Consider the following 18,183-nt stretch of genomic DNA (forward strand, 5'->3'; position numbering starts at 1 on the left):
CGACGTCACTCCTGGGGAATTTCGCTTTTGCCAGCTTCGGCCTTCAACACGAAGCTGTTTTCGACCGCGATCGTCTCGCCGGGCGAAAGACCCTTCACGATCTCCACCGAACGCTCGTCGCCGTCGCCGAGTTCGACGACGCGCTTTTCGAAGCCGTCCTTCACGCGCACGAAGACCGTCGGCTCATTGTGGATGAGCTGCACCGCGGCGCGCGGGACGACGACCTTGGCGGGGCTCTGTTCGAGCGCAATCTCGGCGTTGAGCAAGACGCCAGGATGAATTGCGTAATCGGGGTTTTTGAAGGTGGCGACCACATGGCCGGTGCGCGTCTCGGGGGTGATAATCGCGTTGATGACGCGCACGGCGCCTTCGAAAGCGCGCCCATCCGTCCCCTTGACCACCACCGGCTGGCCGACGCGCACGCTGGCGAGATTGGCGACCGGGACGGCGAGCTCCGCTTCCACCTCGGAAAGATCGGCCAACACATAGATCTGGCTTTCCGGCGTCACTGGCTGGCCGAGATTGGTCAAGCGCTCGATGACGCGGCCCTTGATCGGCGCGCGAATCTCCTTCTCGCGCAGGCGGGCGATAGGCTGATTGGCGAGCGCCGTAATCTCGCTTTCGGAGAGGTCGAGGGCAGCGAGCTTGCCGCGCGAGAGATCGAGGCGGAGCTTTGCTTCCGTGAAAGACGCCTTGGCCTTCAGGAACAGCTGCTCGGCGGTGATCTTCTTTTCGAAGAGGCCCTTCTCGCGCTGGAAGAGCTGGGACTGCAGCTCGTAATTGGCGAGCGCGGCGAGATATTCGCTCTTGGCGTCGGCGACTTCGCGCGAATCGATAATGGCGATCGTCTCGTTCTTCGCGACCTCGTCGCCGAGCTTCTTGCGCATTTCGGCGACGACGCCGGAGACTTTGGCGGCGACGCGGGCGAGATGATCGGGATCGGGCTTCACTGAAGCCGGCACGGTAATCTGGCGCTTGATTACGCCGGGGCCCGCCTTGGCGACGCTGATCTTGGCGGCGTCGATCTGCTCGGGCGAAAGCTTGATCAGCCCCTCGGGTGCGGCGGCGGGACTTGCCGTCTGCTGCACGCCGGAGTCGGCGGGCGCACTCCCGCGCATCTTTGCGAAAAGGCCCGGGAGAGCCGCGCCAATAGCGAGGCTCGCAATGATTGCGAGAATGAGGGGCGCTTTGCGGGGCATTTCTGCGATGGGGCTCCGGGGCGCGTCGCGCCAAAGTCCTTTGAACAGGGTTAGCACCCGTGAGACCCCCAGGCCAAGAGCGACACGATACGAGCGGGGCTTATCCCCTATGAGTTCCGGCGGCCTTTGCTATACCCCGCGGTGAAGCGTGTCCATGCCGCGCGCGTCATATGACCTATTTGTAATAAAAAGAAAAAGCCCGGCCGAAAGGGCCGGGCTTCGTAATCGTCTAAGCTGGCGAGAGCCTTAGAACTTCGCCAGAACCGGCGCCGGAGCGGCGAAGGGGTTGAAGTGCCAGTTCAGGCCGGCGCGAACCGTGTGGAACTGGGTCGGCGAGCTGTGCGTGCCAGCCCAGCCGGGAACCACGAAGGTCGTGAGCACGCCCGGGATCAGCACATTGGTCGAGCCGAGGTCGGTGTAGAGATATTCCACCTTCAGCGACCAAGCCGGGAAAGCGAGCGGCGACCACTCGACGCCGCCACCGGCGGTCCAGCCGGTCTTGGTGCCGAACGACTTGGCGCGGCCGATCACGGCGCCGCCAACAGGGCCGGTCAGGAAGATGTCGGCGACCGAGACGGTCTGATCCACCTGGCCATAGGCGAAGCCGCCCGTGCCGTAGACCAACAGATTCGGCCAGGACGGCAGCGTCACGCCGATGCGGCCACGAACCGTGCCCCACCAATCGACGCTCTTCGCGGAGTTCACGAAGGCGCTATGCAGAATGGGGCCGCCGGCCCGAGTAGCCGCGAAAACGGTCGAAGGGCTGGTCGTCGCGCCGACCACGTTCGACTGGCTGTTGATGTCGGCCGCCTGAATGTCAGCTTCGGCGCCGACAACGAGCCACGGCGAGAACTGGAAGTTGTAGCCGATCTGACCGCCGCCCGTGACGCCGTTCAGATTCTGCGGAGAGTTCCACGCGGCGGCGAAGCCCGGAGCAGCCGACGGCGACGGATAGATGAAGCCGCCCGTCGCATTGGAGCCAGCGCCAAAGCCATAGCCGATGTTCACGCCGCCATAGAGGCCGTTCCAGGTGAAGGACGGAGCCGGGGGAACGAAGACCGGCGGGGGAGCCTTGCGGGACGGGAGATCGGCCGCCAGAGCGGAGCCGGCGACGAGAGCCAGCGCAACGCCGGCGGCGACAGTAAACTTGGCCATAATCGACCCCTTTTTAGATATCGAATTCTTGGGCTTCTGTCGCCTGAAGCGACCTCCGCGCCGTCACGGTTAGACTTACGGCTGACCTTGTGGCCGGTCAATCGAAAGGCGACCTGAACAAGCCTTGTGCATCCTGTTTGCCGGCATGCGTGACAATTGCGCAACAGAATCGCGCATTGCTGCGGTCATTTGGCAGGTCTTTGGCCAGTTATTTGGCGTTGCGTTCGCGCCGCAGCCGCTCCCAATAATCGAGGCGCTTGGCCAGCTCCCGCTCGAAGCCGCGTTCGACCGGCTGGTAGAGCCGCTGGCGCCCGAGCGCCTCGGGCCAGTAGCTCTGCCCGGAGAAGGCGTCCGGCGAATCATGGTCATATTCATAGCCCTCGCCATAGCCTTCCTCGCGCATCATCTTGGTCGGCGCGTTGAGGATGGTCTTGGGGGGCATGAGCGAGCCCTTCTCCTGCGCGAGGCGGCGCGCCTTTTTATAGGCGACATAGCCGGCGTTGGATTTGGGGGCGGTCGCCACATAGATCACCGCCTGCGCCAGAGCGAGCTCGCCTTCCGGGGAGCCTAGAAAGTCGTAAGCGTCCTTTGCGGCGTTGGCGATCACGAGCGCCTGCGGATCGGCGAGGCCGATGTCCTCGACGGCCATGCGCACGATGCGCCGGGCGAGAAAGAGCGGGTCTTCGCCCGCATCCAGCATGCGCGCAAAGTAATAGAGCGCCGCGTCCGGGTCCGAGCCGCGCACGCATTTGTGCAGCGCGCTGATGAGATTGTAATGGCCCTCCTGCGCCTTGTCGTAGATGGGCGCCCGGCGCTGAACGACCTCCGCGAGCGCGGCGCGGTCGAAGATTTCGCCCGCGCGCGCCGCGCGCCAGATTTCTTCCGACAGAGTGAGTGCGGCGCGGCCGTCGCCATCGGCCATGGCGATCAACGCCTCGCGGGCGTCGGCGTCGAGCGGCAGCTTCTTGCCTTCCGTCTCTTCGGCGCGCGCTAGCAGTTTTTCGATCGCCGCAGCGTCGAGCGATTTGAAGGTCATGACACGCGCGCGTGAGAGCAAAGCGGCGTTGAGCTCGAAAGACGGATTCTCCGTGGTCGCGCCGATCAAAGTGATCGTGCCGTCTTCCATCACGGGCAGAAAACTATCCTGTTGGGCGCGGTTGAAACGATGTATCTCGTCAACGAACAGCAGCGTGCCTTGCCCCGTGGCGCGGCGCGCGCGCGCAGCCTCGAATGTTTTCTTGAGATCGGCGACGCCGGAGAAGATCGCCGAAATCTGCACGAAGGCGAGCTTGGTTTCATGCGCGAGCAGCCGCGCGACCGTTGTCTTGCCGGAGCCGGGCGGCCCCCAAAGAATAAGCGAGCCGAGCGAGCCGCCGCGCACGAGCCGGGTGAGCGCGCCGTCAGGCCCGAGCAGGTGATCTTGTCCGACAACGTCTTCGAGACGGGTCGGGCGCAGACGGTCGGCCAAGGGGCGCGGCGCGCTTTCGTCGAGTTTGGCGTTTTCGAAGAGGTCGGGCATCGGATCTCGGATGATGGAGCTTTTTTACTTATGTCGGCGTCAATCAATTGGCGCCTCGACGGCGCGTTAACCAAAGATTACCCTGCAAGCAAGTAAATGATTCGGCCGCATAGGCTTGGGTGCTGCCGATAATTGACTTGTTTCGCATGAAGCCTTCCGGCGCCGAGCAAACGCTAAGACGGAACCAAAGAATGAGGACAATAGCTTTCGTTACGCAAAAGGGCGGCGCGGGCAAGAGCACCCTCGCGAGCAGCGTCGCCGTCGCAGCGCGCGCGGCTGGCGAGCGCGTCTTCGTCTTCGATCTGGATCCGCTGCAGACGCTCGTCAAATGGGCGAGCGCGCGCGAAGCCTCCGATATCGGCGTCGAGCACGTTCCGGCAGGCAAGCTCGCCAAGGCGATTTCCGCGCTGGAGAAGAAGGGCGTAACCCTGGTCATCATCGACGCGCCCGGCCATGACGGCGAACAGACGCTTGCGGCCGTGCGCGCGGCGGAGCTCTGCATCATTCCCGCCCGACCAAATGCTTTCGATCTCTGGGCCAGCGAAAAAACCCGCGCGCAGGTGAAGGAGGAAGGTTGCGACTACGCCTTCCTGCTCAACCAATGTCCGCCATCGCAGCAGAGTGCGCGCGTCGAACTCGGCGCAAGAGCGCTGCAGGCGATGGGCGGCCTGCTCGCGCCGCTCGTTTCCTCGCGCGTCGATTACCAGGAAGCCGCGCGGCTGGGTCTGGGCGTCGCGGAATACAATCCGGACGGCGTCGCCGCTCAGGAAATGAAGGAACTCTGGAGCTCGATCAAGCGCCGTCTGAAACGCGCGTCGTCGAAGCCCGCAGCTGAAAAGGCCGCGACCGAAAAACCCGCCTCGGCCCCAAAAACGTCGCCCGCGCCGAAGGCCGCCGTCGCCAAGCCGGAGGCCCCTCAAAAAGCGGCCGCCGTCGCCGAGAAGTCGCCCGCGCAGGAAGCCAAGACGCCCGCCAGAAAGGCCGCGCGCAAGGCTGCCTGAACCATTAAGCGCGTGAATGGAGATCGAGCCGCGCAGGGATGCGCGGCTTTTTCTATGAAATCTCCTCGATCTCGGCGCTCTGGTGGCTGACTTCGACCGCGTCGCCGACGGACTTGCCCATCAAGGCCTGCGCCAGCGGCGCGACATAGGGTAGCAGGCCCTTCGCCGGATCGGCCTCGTCTTCGCCGACAAGGCGGAACGTCCGCCGTTCCCCGTTCGCCAGCGCCACCACCACGCGGTGGCCGAAGCGCACATGCGAATGGTCGGTGATCCGCGGCACGATCTCGGCGCTTGCGCGGCGCGCCCGCCAATAGCGTAAATCGCGCTGGGCAAGCGCGATCGCATGATTGTCGCCGGCCGCGGTTGCCTTTTCGAGAGCGGCCAGAAGGTGCGTCATGGCGTCGTCGATCTGCTGCAACCCTTCCGGCGTCACCAGATTGCGATGGGGGCTGAGAGGACGATCGGGCAGGTCCTCGCGCGGGTTGTCGTCGTCCTGTTCTTTGGTGAATGCCGAACTCATGCGTCCTACCTTTGGCGCCCCTAGGGCAAGAAAAGCCGAACGGCCTAAAGCGCTTTCTGCATAGAGGGGCGCTCGAACGGGCCGAAGCCGATTAGAATCGACGCGAAGGCGAAAGTCGATGCGCGCCAGCGGCGCTGCGACAATTAGCCGAAGCGACGCTCAGGGCATCTCGATGACAACCCGCCCGCGTATCTTTCCCTCCACGATCGAGCGCGCCCTCTCCAGCGCCTGATCGAAGGGGATAATCTCACACATGGCGTCGATCATCGCGGTGTCGAGGTCTGCCGCGAGCCGCACCCAGGCTTCGCGGCGCAAATTTATTCTTGGCCGGACGCTCTCGACGCCGAGAAGCGCCACGCCGCGCAGTATGAAAGGGGCGACGCTTGCGGGCAGATCCATGCCGCCGACATTGCCGCAGGCAGCGATCGCGCCGTCGAACTGGGTCTGCGCAAGGATATTTGCAAGCGTGGTCCCGCCGACCGTGTCGACGCCAACGGCGAAGCGCTGCTTTTGCAATGCTTTGCCAGGCGAAGAAAACGCCTCCCGCGTGCATATTTCAGCCGCGCCGATCGATTTCAGATAATCAGCCTCGGCGGGACGCCCGGTGATGGCGGCGACGCGCCAGCCGGCGCGCGCGAGCAGGGCGACAGCGAAGGAGCCCACGCCCCCCGAGGCGCCGGAAACAACGGCCGTCCCGTCGGCGGGCGAAAGCCCATGCCGCTCGAGCGCCAGAAGACAGAACATCGCTGTGATCCCTGCCGTGCCGATCGCCATGGCGCGCGCCGGGGTCAGTGATTCTGGGAGCTTGACCAGCCAATCGCCCGGGACCCTGGCCTTCTGCGAGAAGCCGCCAAAATGCGCCTCGCCCAGGCCACAGCCCGTGGCGACGACGAGGTCCCCCGACGCAAAGCCTTCATGCGTCGATCGGGTGACCCGTCCGGCGAGATCGACGCCCGGAATCATTGGAAAGCGGCGAACCACCGGGGCTTTTCCGGTCACCGCCAGGCCGTCCTTGTAGTTGATCGCCGAGTAGAGCACCGCGAGATCGACGTCTCCCGGCATGAGTTCGTCCTCCGCCATCTCCACATAATCGGCGCTGTGGGCGCCCGAATTGGCGTCAATTCGTAAGGCCCTGAAGGTGGACATTGCGGCTCCAAGTCGAGTCAGACAGGCGAGGCGTTGCGTTACTGATCAATATCCGCCCTGAATACCCTCATCTAGGCCGATTTTTGCCTGTTCGTCGCACAGGCGGGCTTAAGACTTTGTGATGCTGCCGGCCTCCGCCTCGCTGCGCCATGCACGAAAGAGAAACATTTGACGCGAATGAGATGACCTAAATTTAATGGGGGATAATTCTTGCTGAACCGGGATAAAGGGTATAAATTCAGGTCTAGTCTTCGCCTGTTCGATAAAGCCCGTCGCATAATAGGTTTTGTCCGAGCTATTTCGATGCGGCGACGCGCTTCCCGAGAGAGAAGACGCCCCAACACCTCTCGGGCCCCCACGAGACGCAATAGGCGCCCCCAATGAACCTGCCCAACAGTATCGAACTCGCCGCCGACATCGTGTCGGCCTACGTCAGCAACAATTCGGTGCCTGCTGCCGATCTGCCTCAGCTGATAAGCGAAGTATATAACGCTTTGCTGCGCGTCGGCTCCAACGTAGCCCCCGCCCCGGCCGAGCCGCCGAAACCCGCCATCGCCCCCAAGCGCTCGGTGACGAACGACTACATCATCTGCCTGGAAGACGGTAAGAAGTTCAAATCGTTGAAACGCCATCTGCGCACGCAATACGGCCTCTCGCCGGAGGAATATCGCGATAAATGGGGCCTGCCGGCCGATTATCCGATGGTCGCGCCCAATTACGCCAAGGCGCGCTCCAATCTCGCCAAAGAGATGGGCTTGGGCCAGCAGCGCCGCCGTCGCGGCAAATAACCGACGCATCCGTCAGACATAAAAAACCCGCGGCGCACGGCCGCGGGTTTTTTGCTGACTATTCGATCGGCCGCCCAGAAAAGGTAAGCGACGCTTACCCCTCGTCGTCGGTCTCGATGTCGCCGTCGATAAGGCCGGTGACGTCATCGTCCTCGCCCTCTTCCGCTTCGAGGAACGTATCGTCGTCTCCAGCATCGTCGATCTCGACGTCTTCGTCGACGTCCAGCGTCTCAGCCGCATTCTCGCTCTCCTCGACCTCGTCGAGCGACACGGTCTCCACGCCCTCCTTCTCGACCTCGCTCTCTTCCTCCTCCACGCGGCCGGGGGCGCGCGAAAGCGCGGTGAGCTGGAAGATCGTCCCGCACTTAGGGCAGACGATCGGATCCTTGTTGAGGTCGTAGAATTTCGTTGCGCAGGACTGGCATTGACGCTTGGCGCCGAGTTCCGGTTTGGCCACGGTTCGTTGATCCTTACGAAAGGGGCAGCGTTGGAACGCCCGCCTGTTGATTGACCATCGGGCGCTCGGGTTAGTGGGCTCCGGCGCCGCTGTCAAATAGATAAATGCACGCAGCTCGCTCGACCGATTCGCCGTTGCAAAGCGACGCGCGGCTTGGCATAGAAAAGGGGTCGCGGGTGTAGCTCAATGGTAGAGCAGCAGCCTTCCAAGCTGAATACGAGGGTTCGATTCCCTTCACCCGCTCCATTTTTTGCAAAATGCTTAGGGAGGCGATTATGCCGAAAATTTTAAATAACGTCGTCTGCTTTCGAGCGCACGTCCAAGCGCCGTAAGGGCTTCAACTCCGAAACCCATGTGAAGCGCGGCGCGCGAATCGTTCACGGCGATAAGGAGCTCGTGGAAAAGTTCGGCCGCGCCGATCCCTGCCCCTGCGGCTCCGCAAAAAGCTTTCAAGCGTTGCTGCTTGAAGACCGGACGTTATGACGGCGTCGAGCGGGACCATTACTTTCAGCGAGTAAAACGTGTGGGCGCGCATGCGCGTACCCACCTTGCGAAAACCACAGGCGCTTGACGCGCGCTTTGGATGCCGCCAACTTTGTGTTGCAAAGCTTGGGCGGCGGTTCGGCGGCTAGTAGCTGTCGCGGGGTCCTGTCGGCCTGACGATGCGTCCTGAACCTTAGCCTGTCAGTGGCGCGCCGGGGTGCTACTATTTTGCGGCCAGCCGCCCGCGGCCGTGGGGAGAAGACAATGTCACGGCGCGAGGCCGAGGAAGGACGCTACGCCTATGAGGGCCTCGACCGCGTGATCCATGAGAAGGCGCGCCTCGGCGTCCTGGTCGCGCTCCTCGCCCGTCCCAGGGGATTGCCATTCTCGGAGCTTAAACGCCTTTGCGGCCTGACGGACGGGAATCTGAGCCGCCATCTCGCGGTGCTGCAGGAAGACGGTCTCATCGCCATGGACAAGCGTTTGGAAGCCAACCGCTCCTTGACGACATGCCGGCTCACCAGCTCCGGACGCAAGCGCTTCTCCGATTATCTCGCGGCGCTCGAACGGGTGGTCAAAGACGCCAAGGAAGCATCCGCCGCGGCGAGCGCGCCCTCTCGGCCCTCGGCTGCTTAGCCCATTTGCTGGCGACGATATGCGCGGAGAAGCAATCGTTGAAAAAATCCGACCCCTTTTCGCCCCATGCGCGGCTGAAAAGCTTCGCCTATGCTTTCGCGGGGATCGGCTTCATGTTGCGCACGCAGCACAATGCCTGGCTACATGCCGCTGCGACGATCGGCGTCGTGGCGGCGGGGCTTGCGTGCGAGGTCCGGCCTGAGGAATGGCGCTGGCTTTTCGCCGCGGTGACAATCGTCTGGGTGGTCGAGGCGGTGAACACCGCCTTCGAACATCTCTGCAACGTCGTCTCGCCGCAGCATCACCCCGAGGTCGAGAAGGCGAAGGACGTCGCCGCCGGCGCCGTTCTGATTGCGGCGCTGGGAGCGGCGGCGATCGGCGCAAGCATCTTCGCGCCCTATGCGATGGCCTCTCTTTAACGCCCGCCCTTCTGCTTCATCGCGGCAAGCAGCGCTTCGCCGAGCCCACCGGGGCTATTGCCGGCTGGCTTGCCGCCCCTCGGCGCCGAGGGAGACTGCTGCGGCCCGCGCGGGCGGCCCTGGTCGCGACCTTGCCCCCCTTGCCCGCCCTTGGCCTGCTGGCCGGGAGTGTCGTCGAGGCGCATGGAAAGCGAGATGCGCTTGCGCGGCGCGTCGACCTCCATGACCTTCACTTTCACGATGTCGCCGGGCTTCACGACGCTACGGGGGTCTTTGACGAACTCCTTCGACAAGGCCGAAATATGCACCAGACCGTCCTGATGCACGCCGATGTCGACGAAGGCGCCGAAGGCGGCGACATTGGTGACGACGCCCTCTAAGACCATGCCGGGCTTTAGATCGTTGAGGGTCTCGACGCCCTCCTGGAAGGTAGCGGTTTTGAACGCCGGGCGCGGATCGCGGCCGGGCTTTTCCAATTCCGCCAACACGTCGGTGACGGTCGGGACGCCGAAGGTCTCGTCGGCAAATTGCGCCGGCTTGAGCTTGCGCAACTCGTTCGTATTGCCGATCAGCGATTTGATGTCGGCCTTCGCCGCGTCGAGGATGCGCCGCACCAGCGGATAGGTTTCCGGGTGCACGCCCGAGCGGTCGAGCGGATCGTCGCCGTCGATGATGCGCAAGAAGCCGGCGCTTTGCTCGAACGCCTTGGGGCCGAGGCGCGGCACTTTCTTCAGTTCCGCGCGCGTGCGGAAAGGCCCGTTGGCGTCGCGATGCGCGACGATATTGGCGGCGAGCGTCTCGCCGAGGCCGGACACGCGCGCCAGCAGCGGGGCGGAAGCCGTGTTGACGTCGACGCCGACGGCGTTCACGCAGTCTTCGACCACAGCGTCGAGCGCGCGCGATAGCTTCATCTCGGAAAGATCGTGCTGATACTGGCCCACGCCGATCGATTTGGGCTCGATTTTCACGAGCTCGGCGAGCGGGTCCTGCAGACGTCGCGCGATGGAGGCGGCGCCGCGCAGCGTCACGTCGAGGTCGGGGAGTTCCTTGGAAGCGTATTCGGAAGCCGAGTAAACCGAGGCGCCCGCCTCCGACACGACGATCTTGGTGAGCTTCAACTCCGGATGCTTGGAAATCAGCTCGCTCGCGAGCTTATCCGTCTCGCGCGAGGCCGTGCCATTGCCGATGGCGATGAGCTCGATCTTGTGCTGGCGCGCGAGGCTCGCGAGCGTGGCGATCGACTCGTCCCAACGCCGCTGCGGCTCGTGCGGATAGATGGGGGTGGTGGCGACGATCTTGCCGGTGGCGTCGATGACGGCGACCTTCACGCCGGTGCGAAAGCCCGGATCGAGACCGAGGGTCGCGCGCGCGCCGGCCGGCGCGGCGAGCAGAAGATCGCGCAGATTTTCTGCGAAGACGCGAATTGCTTCGTCTTCCGCGAGACGCCATAGGCGCGAGCGCGCGTCGACCGACAGATGCAACTCGATCTTGGTGCGCCAGGCCCAGCGCGCCGTATCGATGAGCCATCTATCGCCGGGCCGGCCGCGATCCTCTATCTGATAGCGCCGCGCGATGCGGCTTTCATAGCCCCCTAAGCCGGGCTCCGCCTCGGGCGCCATTTCGAGTTCGAGCATCTCCTCCTTCTCGCCCCGGAACAGCGCGAGGATGCGGTGCGAGGGAAGCTTGGAGATCGGCTGGGAAAACTCGAAATAATCGGAATATTTAGCGCCGGCGGCTTCCTTGCCCTCGCGCGGCTTTGATTTGAGGACCGCCTGCTGCCAGTGGGTTTCGCGCAGCGCGCCGATGAGGTCGGCGTCTTCCGCGAAGCGCTCGACGAGAATGGCGCGCGCGCCCTCCAGCGCCGCCTCGACAGTCGCGACGTTCTTCTCGGCGTTCACAAACGCTTTGGCTTGAGCTTTCGGGTCTTTATCGGGCGCGGAAAGCAGCGCCTCGGCGAGCGGCGCGAGGCCGGCTTCAATGGCGATCTGCGCCTTGGTGCGGCGTTTGGGCTTAAAGGGCAGATAAATATCTTCGAGGCGCGCCTTATTGTCGGCATCCATGATGACGCGTCTCAGCGCGTCGTCGAGCTTGCCCTGCGACTCGATCGATTCGAGAATCGCCTTGCGGCGCTCTTCGAGCTCACGAAGATACCGCAGCCGTTCTTCCAGCTTGCGCAGCTGCGTATCGTCGAGCTGGCCCGTCGCCTCCTTACGATAGCGGGCGATGAAGGGCACCGTCGAACCGCCGTCGAGCAAGCTGACCGCAGCCTCCACCTGCCAAGGTTTCGCCGCAAGTTCCTCGCTCAGCCGCTCGACGATGGACGCCATATGCTCGCCTCTCTCCGTAAAGGGAGGGAGGCTTGTAGCGAAGGGCGGCGGGGCAAGTCAAAGACGCGGTGGCCGGCGGCGCGATTCGCGCACAGGCAATTTGACCGCCTAATCCTTGCGCCCGACGAAGCGCGGGTCGCCGCCGAAGATCGACGATAGGGCGCGCGCGGTCTTCATGAAGGCGCGTCCCTGCGCGGTCAGACGCCAGCCGTCCGGTCCCTGCTCGAGATTGCCGGAGAGCGCCTGCTCTTTCAGCCGGCGGTCGATCTGCGCCCAATCATCCACATAGACGCGCACAAAGGCGTCGCGCGCCTGCGTTGCCGTCATGGGTCGAGCGGCGGCGTCGAACTGCGACAACATGAAAACCGAGATCGATCGATCGGCGGTGATCGGTCCCAGAACGAAAGCCGCGAGGAGAAGCGATGTCGCGACGATCGCAGCGCCGAGCGCGTCGGCGCCGTCGATCCCGAAGCAGCGCGGAAGGCGCGCGGCCGCCGCCGCGACCAGCGCGATCAGCAGGAGGAAGTCGACAATGAGCGCGCCGACGCCGCGATAGAACATGACGCCGGGGCCGAGAAGAGCCAGCGCCGCGCGCAGCAGCGCGACGAAGATCACGCCGCCCACGAGGGTCGCCGCGGCGTAGAGAAGGACGAGGGCGAGGGCGCGGCGGGTTATCGAGCGCGTCTCAGTCATTTGCGTCATGATCGGCGCCGTTCAGGAGATAGACGCGGAAATTCGGATTGGCGTAGGCGGGCGCCGTCATCGCGGTCCAGGCGCCGGGCGCGGCAAAGACAGGGTCCCGCGAGGACACAACCAGCGCCGCAATATTGTGCCGGGCGGCGCGGCGACGCGCTTCGTCGAGCGAGAGCGTCGCATCGGCGAAGATCGGCCCGAGAAAGGCGATGCGTTCGTCGATCTCGGCCGCGCGGGCGCCGAAGAGCCGCGCATTATGCCGATCGGCAACGGCGACAGGAAAACGTCCATAGAGCCCGTAGCCATAGGCGCGGTTCTTCTCAGGATGCGCCTGCGCGACGGCGCCCGTCGGCAGATGCGCGTCCAGCCAGCCCCAGGCCGCCATTTCGTCGGCAAGGGTCGCACGCGTGTGCTCGAGCGGGAAATATAGGCGCAGTTGCGCGACCGCGACGCCCAACGCCAGATAGGCAAGGACGAGACAGGCGCCGGCGGCGGCGGCGATCCCGCCGCGAAACAAATGCCCTTGCCGCGCCGCCGCCGCGGTCCAGACGAGCGTGGCGAATTGCGCAAAGAGCATCGCCCGCCAGCCAAGATCATTGAGAAGGACCGTGGAGCGGAAGAAAGAGCCGATCAGCAGGGAAGCGACGGCAAGGCAAATGAGCAGCAGGCCGAATTCACTCGCTAGCCCCCGCCGGCCCGCCTGGCGCCAGAAGACCACGGCGCCGAGCGCGAAGACGCCGAAATCAATGAGATAGAAGATCGGTATAGACAGGCCGCGGTACATCGCCCCGGCTTCGCGCGAGCCGGCAAGGATGTCGATCCATTCCGGGCCGCGCAAGGCAAAGCCGATCGGCGCCGCCTCGCCCCCGCCCCCGACGCGCGGCAGCAGCGTCACGAGCCATGGCGCCGCCAGGACCAGCGCCAGAGCGCCGGCCACGCCGAGCCGGATCACATCGTCGAACCGGCGCCGCCAAAGAAGGGAGAGCAGCCAGAAGCCGGCGCCGAGCGCGGCGGGCATGGCGACATAGACGGATTCGCCGGCCATGGTGGCAAAGGCCAAGCCCGCCAGCGCCACGCGCCGCCAGTCGACGCCGGGCGCGGTGAGCGCGATAAAACCCGCGACGGCCGCGCAGAGCGCCGCGACATGATGCGGCACCCACATCACGCTGTTGAACCAGGAGGTGACCTGCTCGTCCCAATCGCTGAAATGCAGGAAGAGAAAGTCCGCGCTTCCCCCGCCCGCGACATAGACCGTCATGAGCGGCAGGAAATCGAGGCCCGTCGCAAGGAGCAGCGCCAGCAGCAGCGCATTGCGCGCGCGGGGCCGCGTCTCTGCGGCTCCGATTGCCGTTTCGGCGCCGCTCTGCGCAAGCGCCGCCCGCGCGAGCGCGAAAAGCGCGAAACCGATCAGCGGCGCGCTGGCGTAGACGGCATGACGCGCGGCGACGCCGAGCGGCGCGCCGATGACGGCGACCAAGGCGGGCAAGGTGTAGAACAGGTAGTAATAGGCCATCGCCCGGCCCGGATCGTAGAAGGTTGGGTTCCAGGGCGGCGCGCCGGACTGGGCCAGAGACCAAGTCGCCGCGGCGTGCTTCACATAGTCGACGGCGAGCAGCGAATGCTGCAGCTTGCCGACGCCCGGCATGTCCACGATGAGCGTCGTCGCAAAGACGATCCAGAGCAACCCGGCGACGACCCAAGCGGGATGCAGCGCAGAGGGCGTCGCTCCCGGCCGCGACAGCGCCGCCCAGCCGAGCGCCGCCAGGGCGAGGGCGGCGGCGGTCATTGACCCCGGCCCCAGGCGGGCGGCGAGATCGAGGATCACGGGGACGCAGCCGAAGCCGCAGATCAGCGACAGGCGGAGACGCTCGAGCCGCGAGCCTTCCGCAAATCCGGGGAAACGCAGCCGGTCGGCAATGGCCGCGCCGGCGCCGCTTACGATGAGCGACAGGAGCGCGAAGGCTTCGAGGGTGGCGCAAATTTCACTCAAGGCGATGCCCATGCGCGTCCCGAAGCGTCCATTTTTCCGCAAAAACCGCGCCTATTATGACGGCGACAGCTTAAGGCCCTGTTTATCGGTACAGGGCGTGGCGAGCGCCGCGGAGCGCTCGCGTTAACCATGCGGCCAGAAGAGGGTGGCCGACCCAGACGCCTCGGATCGCCGCGCACGTTCCGACGGGGCGGCCCGGAATGAAACATTTTGCTTAACGCGCGCCCGGTTTGCCTCTTGCGCCAAGGAACGCCGCGCCATCGCAGCCGGCCAGATCTTGTCGCGCGCAGGGATGCGTCCCAATATTTGGGCTGAACGAAGGGGCAACCTGCAGGAAAAGCGATTCGTCCATGCTACGTTCGCGCTTGTGCCGTTTGGTAAACGCCCGCGCTGCGGGGACATCGAAAAGGCCCTCTATCCGCGATTGACAAAAGCGGCCCCGCGAGTCCCTCCGCCCCCGCGCGCTTTCAAAGAGAACCCGGCTAATATCTACCAAGAATGGTTCGCACACCGACAGGCGACACCATATCTTGTCAGAACGAAGCATGACTCACTGCGAGTCAGCGATTCGGCCGCGATTCGTTCGCTGGCTGTTCAGAAGGTGAATTCGCACTCCGTCGAAAGTTCCGTTATGAGACGGCCGCGCCGGCGATGACCGCGCCCGGGGTCAGAAAAAAAGAAAAGCGACAAATTCTCATGCCGCCGCTCCCGCCTGGAAGCCGCGCCGCCGCCCATGGGGTCGCGGCGGTGCTCGGCCCCACCAACACCGGCAAAACCCATCACGCCATCGAGCGGATGCTCTCCTTTCCCACGGGGATCATCGGCCTGCCGCTGCGGCTCCTGGCGCGCGAGGTCTATGGCCGCGTGGTCGCCAAAGTGGGCTCCGAGGCCGTCGCCCTCATCACCGGCGAAGAGAAGATCAAACCGCGCGCGCCGGCCTATTGGATCTCGACCGTCGAGGCGATGCCGCGCGACATCGACGTCGATTTCATGGCGATCGACGAGATCCAGCTCGCCGCCGATCTGGATCGAGGGCACATTTTCACGGACCGGCTGTTGCGCTGGCGGGGGCGCCAGGAAACGCTGCTGATCGGCGCCGACACCATGGCGCCGCTGATCGGCGAGCTTTTCCCCGGCGCGCCGATTTTCTCGCGCCCGCGCCTGTCGCGGCTGACCTTCGCCGGCGACAAGAAAATTTCCCGCCTGCCGCCCAAGACCGCCATCGTCGCCTTCTCGGCCGAGGAGGTCTACGCCATCGCGGAATGGATCAAGCGACAAAGGGGCGGGGCGGCGGTGGTGCTCGGCGCGCTTTCGCCGCGCACCCGGAACGCGCAGGTCGAGCTCTTCCAATCCGGCGACGTCGATTACATCGTCGCGACCGACGCCATCGGCATGGGCCTCAATCTCGACGTCGATCATGTGGCCTTCGCCTCCGACCGCAAATTCGACGGCTGGCGCTATCGCCGCCTCACCCCGGCGGAATTCGGCCAGATCGCCGGGCGCGCGGGTCGCCATATGAGCGACGGCGCCTTCGGGGCGACCGGCCGCTGCCCGCCGTTCGAGGAGGAGCTGATCGAGGCGCTGGAGGACCACCGCTTCGATCCCGTCCAACTCCTGCAATGGCGTAACAGCAATCTCGATTTCTCGTCGATTCAGGCGCTGGCCCATTCGCTCGACAAGACCCCGGACCATCTGCGCTTCACGCGCGCCCCCATCGCCGTCGACCAGTTGACCCTGGACGCGGCGAGCCGCGACGAAATCGCGCAGAAGAACGCCAAGACCCCAGCCGATGTCGCAAGGCTCTGGGAAGCCTGCCAAATCCCCGATTATCGCAAGACCTCGCCGGCCGCCCACGCCGATCTCGCCTTATCGGTCTTTTCTTTCATCGCGAGGCGCGGCAAAATTCCCCCCGATTGGATGGCGAAACATATCGACGCCGTGGACCGGGTCGACGGCGACATCGACACGCTGTCCAATCGGCTTGCGCAGGTCCGCACGGTCAGCTTTATCTCGAACCATTCTGGCTGGCTCGATGACGCCGAGCATTGGCAGAGCGTCGCGCGTCGGGTAGAGGACAGCCTGTCCGACGCGCTGCACGCCCGTTTGACGCAGCGTTTCGTCGATCGCCGCACCAGCGTGCTGATGCGCCGTTTAAGAGAGAATGCGATGCTCGAAGCCGAAATCAACGCCGCCGGCGACGTGCTGGTGGAAGGCCAGCATGTCGGGAGCCTCCAGGGCTTTCGCTTCACGCCCGATCCGGGGGCGGCCGGCGAAGCCGCCAAGACCCTGAATGCGGCGGCCCAGAAGGCCCTTGCCGGGGAGTTCGAGGCGCGCGCCACCCGCGTCTTCGACGCCGTCGACGACGCCTTCGTGCTCGGCAATGACGGCGTCATCCGCTGGCTCGGCGAGCCTGTGGCGAAAATTGCGGCCGGCGCGGGGGTGCTCACGCCCACGACCCGCATCCTCGCCGACGAGCAGCTTACCGGCGCGGCGCTGGAAAAGGTTCAGACCCGCCTCAATCTCTGGCTGGCGCAGCATGTGAAAAAGCTGCTCGGATCGCTGGAGACGCTGGAAAAGGGCGAGGGGCTCGAGGGCGTCACGCGCGGCGTGGCCTTCCAGATCGCCGAGGATCTCGGCGTGCTGGACCGCGCCCGCGTCGCCAAGGACGTGAAGGCCTTCTCCCAGGAGGACCGCGCCGCCCTGCGCAAGCTCGGCGTGCGATTCGGCGCCTATCACATTTATCTGCCGCTGCTGCTGAAGCCGGCGCCGCGCGCTTTGGCCTCGCTCCTCTGGGCGCTGCAGCACGGCGGGCTCGATACCGTGAAGGGGCTCGAGGAAGTGCCCCATCTCGCAGCCTCGGGCCGCACCTCCTTTGGGGCCGATCCCACGATCCATAAGGGCTTCTATCGCGCCGCGGGTTTCCGCGTGTGCGGCGAGCGGGTGGTGCGCGTCGATATTCTGGAGCGCCTGGCCGACCTCATCCGCCCGGCGATCGCCTATAAGCCCGGCGTCACGGCGGGCGAGCCGCCGGCCGGCGCGGCCGATGGCGAGGCTTTTGTCGTCACCGTCGCCATGACCTCGCTCACCGGCTGCTCGGGCGAGGCTTTCTCATCCATCCTGAAATCGCTCGGCTATGCCTCTGCGCAACGCCCGGGTCCGGCCATCACCGTGCCGCTGATTCCGGCCGCCTCGACCGAACCGATCGCGCCGAAGCCGGCGGCCGAGGAAGAAGCCGCCGCCGAGGCAGTGAGCGAAACCGCTGCCGAGGCGACGCCTGAAACGCCGGCGGAGCCCGTCGCGGAAGCCCCGGTGGAAGCGGCCGTCGAGGTCGCAGCCGAAGCCGCCGCCGTTGATGCGCCCGTCGAGGCGGCTGCGGTCGAAACCGCCGCAGAGGCGCCCGCCGCCGCAGAAGCGGCGACGCCGGAAGCGCCCGCGACGATCGAAGTCTGGGCGCCGCAGCGCCACGCCCATGCTGGCCCGCGCCGCCATCAAGGCGCGCCTCAGCGCGGACCGCGTGAGGGCGCCGAGGGCGAACGCCGCCCGCCCCGCCGCGACCGTCCGCGCCAGCCGGAAGGCGCTGCCGCCGCGGAAGGCGCGCCCCGCCCGGCCGGCAAGCCGCATTTCGACAAGCCGCGCTTCGACAAGCCGCGGCCGGACCGGGGCCCGCGCGACGATAGGCGCGGCCGGCCGGGCGGCGGTTTCGCGGCCCCCGAGAGACGCGAGCGCCAGCCCGATCCGGATTCGCCCTTCGCAAAACTGGCCGCGCTCAAGGCGGAGCTGGAGAAAAAGGGCAAAGCCTAAAAGGCGAGCGGCGGGATTCCAGTCAAATTCTTGACAAGAAGTGAGCGGA

The 18,183-nt window shown here is 65.3% G+C and carries 15 protein-coding genes and 1 tRNA gene; 7 read left to right on the plus strand and 9 right to left on the minus strand.

Annotated elements, in window-relative coordinates; translation table 11 throughout:
• Positions 1-5: 5 nt before the first annotated feature.
• The 3 genes from OGR47_RS00250 to OGR47_RS00260 all read right to left on the minus strand — a co-directional run bounded on the left by OGR47_RS00250 (position 6) and on the right by OGR47_RS00260 (position 3,873).
• Positions 6-1,199 (minus strand): efflux RND transporter periplasmic adaptor subunit, encoded by a 1,194-nt coding sequence (locus tag OGR47_RS00250; protein ID WP_165049562.1) that lies wholly within the window; start codon positions 1,197-1,199, stop codon positions 6-8.
• A gap of 246 nt (positions 1,200-1,445) precedes the next feature.
• A complete protein-coding gene (locus OGR47_RS00255) occupies positions 1,446-2,354 on the minus strand; it encodes an outer membrane protein (protein ID WP_165049564.1) in 909 nt (302 codons plus the stop codon).
• 208 nt (positions 2,355-2,562) lie between these two features.
• Entirely contained in the window at positions 2,563-3,873 is a 1,311-nt protein-coding gene (locus OGR47_RS00260) for a replication-associated recombination protein A (protein WP_165049566.1), read from the minus strand.
• 191 nt (positions 3,874-4,064) lie between these two features.
• Here OGR47_RS00260 and OGR47_RS00265 point away from each other — a divergent pair, with 191 nt between their 5' ends.
• Positions 4,065-4,874, plus strand: coding sequence for an AAA family ATPase (locus OGR47_RS00265; protein ID WP_165049568.1), 810 nt, complete (start codon positions 4,065-4,067; stop codon positions 4,872-4,874).
• A 52-nt stretch (positions 4,875-4,926) separates the two neighbouring features.
• On the opposite strand, the gene greA is transcribed toward OGR47_RS00265, so the two are convergent.
• Positions 4,927-5,394: a transcription elongation factor GreA gene (gene greA / locus OGR47_RS00270; RefSeq protein WP_165049570.1), complete on the minus strand. Its 468-nt coding sequence runs from the start codon at positions 5,392-5,394 to the stop codon at positions 4,927-4,929.
• A gap of 159 nt (positions 5,395-5,553) precedes the next feature.
• Positions 5,554-6,540, minus strand: coding sequence for an MDR family oxidoreductase (locus OGR47_RS00275; protein ID WP_165049572.1), 987 nt, complete (start codon positions 6,538-6,540; stop codon positions 5,554-5,556).
• 380 nt (positions 6,541-6,920) lie between these two features.
• Here OGR47_RS00275 and OGR47_RS00280 point away from each other — a divergent pair, with 380 nt between their 5' ends.
• Entirely contained in the window at positions 6,921-7,328 is a 408-nt protein-coding gene (locus tag OGR47_RS00280; protein WP_165049575.1) for a MucR family transcriptional regulator, read from the plus strand.
• 94 nt (positions 7,329-7,422) lie between these two features.
• On the opposite strand, the gene OGR47_RS00285 is transcribed toward OGR47_RS00280, so the two are convergent.
• A complete protein-coding gene (locus tag OGR47_RS00285) occupies positions 7,423-7,785 on the minus strand; it encodes a TIGR02300 family protein (RefSeq protein WP_165049577.1) in 363 nt (120 codons plus the stop codon).
• 172 nt (positions 7,786-7,957) lie between these two features.
• Here OGR47_RS00285 and OGR47_RS00290 point away from each other — a divergent pair.
• From OGR47_RS00290 to OGR47_RS00305, 4 genes are all read left to right on the plus strand, one after another.
• Positions 7,958-8,031 (plus strand) — tRNA-Gly (locus tag OGR47_RS00290).
• Positions 8,032-8,181: 150 nt separating this feature from the next.
• The gene (locus tag OGR47_RS00295) at positions 8,182-8,268 is read left to right on the plus strand and encodes an SEC-C metal-binding domain-containing protein (RefSeq protein WP_246729590.1); all 87 of its coding nucleotides are present in this window, start codon (positions 8,182-8,184) and stop codon (positions 8,266-8,268) included.
• 264 nt (positions 8,269-8,532) lie between these two features.
• Positions 8,533-8,904, plus strand: coding sequence for a transcriptional regulator (locus OGR47_RS00300; RefSeq protein ID WP_165049579.1), 372 nt, complete (start codon positions 8,533-8,535; stop codon positions 8,902-8,904).
• Positions 8,905-8,942: 38 nt separating this feature from the next.
• Positions 8,943-9,323 carry a diacylglycerol kinase family protein gene (locus OGR47_RS00305; protein WP_246729581.1) on the plus strand — a complete coding sequence of 127 codons (381 nt, stop codon included), beginning with the start codon at positions 8,943-8,945 and terminating at the stop codon, positions 9,321-9,323.
• Here OGR47_RS00305 and OGR47_RS00310 read toward each other — a convergent pair.
• The 3 genes from OGR47_RS00310 to OGR47_RS00320 form a co-directional block, all read right to left on the minus strand.
• Positions 9,320-11,650 (minus strand): Tex family protein, encoded by a 2,331-nt coding sequence (locus OGR47_RS00310; RefSeq protein WP_165049583.1) that lies wholly within the window; start codon positions 11,648-11,650, stop codon positions 9,320-9,322. The two genes, OGR47_RS00305 and OGR47_RS00310, sit on opposite strands and share 4 nt — an antisense overlap.
• Positions 11,651-11,758: 108 nt before the next feature.
• Positions 11,759-12,352, minus strand: a complete 594-nt coding sequence (locus OGR47_RS00315; protein ID WP_206527397.1) for a hypothetical protein — start codon at positions 12,350-12,352, stop codon at positions 11,759-11,761.
• Entirely contained in the window at positions 12,336-14,375 is a 2,040-nt protein-coding gene (locus tag OGR47_RS00320) for a hypothetical protein (protein ID WP_246729582.1), read from the minus strand. The genes OGR47_RS00315 and OGR47_RS00320 overlap by 17 nt, the downstream gene beginning before the upstream one ends.
• Positions 14,376-15,029: 654 nt before the next feature.
• Between OGR47_RS00320 and OGR47_RS00325 the strand changes: the two genes are divergently transcribed.
• Positions 15,030-18,134 carry a helicase-related protein gene (locus tag OGR47_RS00325; RefSeq protein WP_165049586.1) on the plus strand — a complete coding sequence of 1,035 codons (3,105 nt, stop codon included), beginning with the start codon at positions 15,030-15,032 and terminating at the stop codon, positions 18,132-18,134.
• Positions 18,135-18,183: the final 49 nt, after the last annotated feature.

The sequence above is a fragment of the Methylocystis sp. MJC1 genome (assembly GCF_026427715.1).
In the GTDB taxonomy this organism is placed as follows: domain Bacteria; phylum Pseudomonadota; class Alphaproteobacteria; order Rhizobiales; family Beijerinckiaceae; genus Methylocystis.

Bases quoted from the DNA above. Each gene is read 5' to 3' on its own strand.
- OGR47_RS00300 (WP_165049579.1), top strand. From the start codon at position 8,533: ATGTCACGGCGCGAGGCCGAGGAAGGACGCTACGCCTATGAGGGCCTC.
- OGR47_RS00255 (WP_165049564.1), bottom strand. From the start codon at position 2,354: ATGGCCAAGTTTACTGTCGCCGCCGGCGTTGCGCTGGCTCTCGTCGCC.
- OGR47_RS00310 (WP_165049583.1), bottom strand. From the start codon at position 11,650: ATGGCGTCCATCGTCGAGCGGCTGAGCGAGGAACTTGCGGCGAAACCT.
- OGR47_RS00250 (WP_165049562.1), bottom strand. From the start codon at position 1,199: ATGCCCCGCAAAGCGCCCCTCATTCTCGCAATCATTGCGAGCCTCGCT.
- OGR47_RS00275 (WP_165049572.1), bottom strand. From the start codon at position 6,540: ATGTCCACCTTCAGGGCCTTACGAATTGACGCCAATTCGGGCGCCCAC.
- OGR47_RS00280 (WP_165049575.1), top strand. From the start codon at position 6,921: ATGAACCTGCCCAACAGTATCGAACTCGCCGCCGACATCGTGTCGGCC.
- OGR47_RS00265 (WP_165049568.1), top strand. From the start codon at position 4,065: ATGAGGACAATAGCTTTCGTTACGCAAAAGGGCGGCGCGGGCAAGAGC.
- greA (WP_165049570.1), bottom strand. From the start codon at position 5,394: ATGAGTTCGGCATTCACCAAAGAACAGGACGACGACAACCCGCGCGAG.
- OGR47_RS00315 (WP_206527397.1), bottom strand. From the start codon at position 12,352: ATGACGCAAATGACTGAGACGCGCTCGATAACCCGCCGCGCCCTCGCC.
- OGR47_RS00260 (WP_165049566.1), bottom strand. From the start codon at position 3,873: ATGCCCGACCTCTTCGAAAACGCCAAACTCGACGAAAGCGCGCCGCGC.
- OGR47_RS00325 (WP_165049586.1), top strand. From the start codon at position 15,030: ATGCCGCCGCTCCCGCCTGGAAGCCGCGCCGCCGCCCATGGGGTCGCG.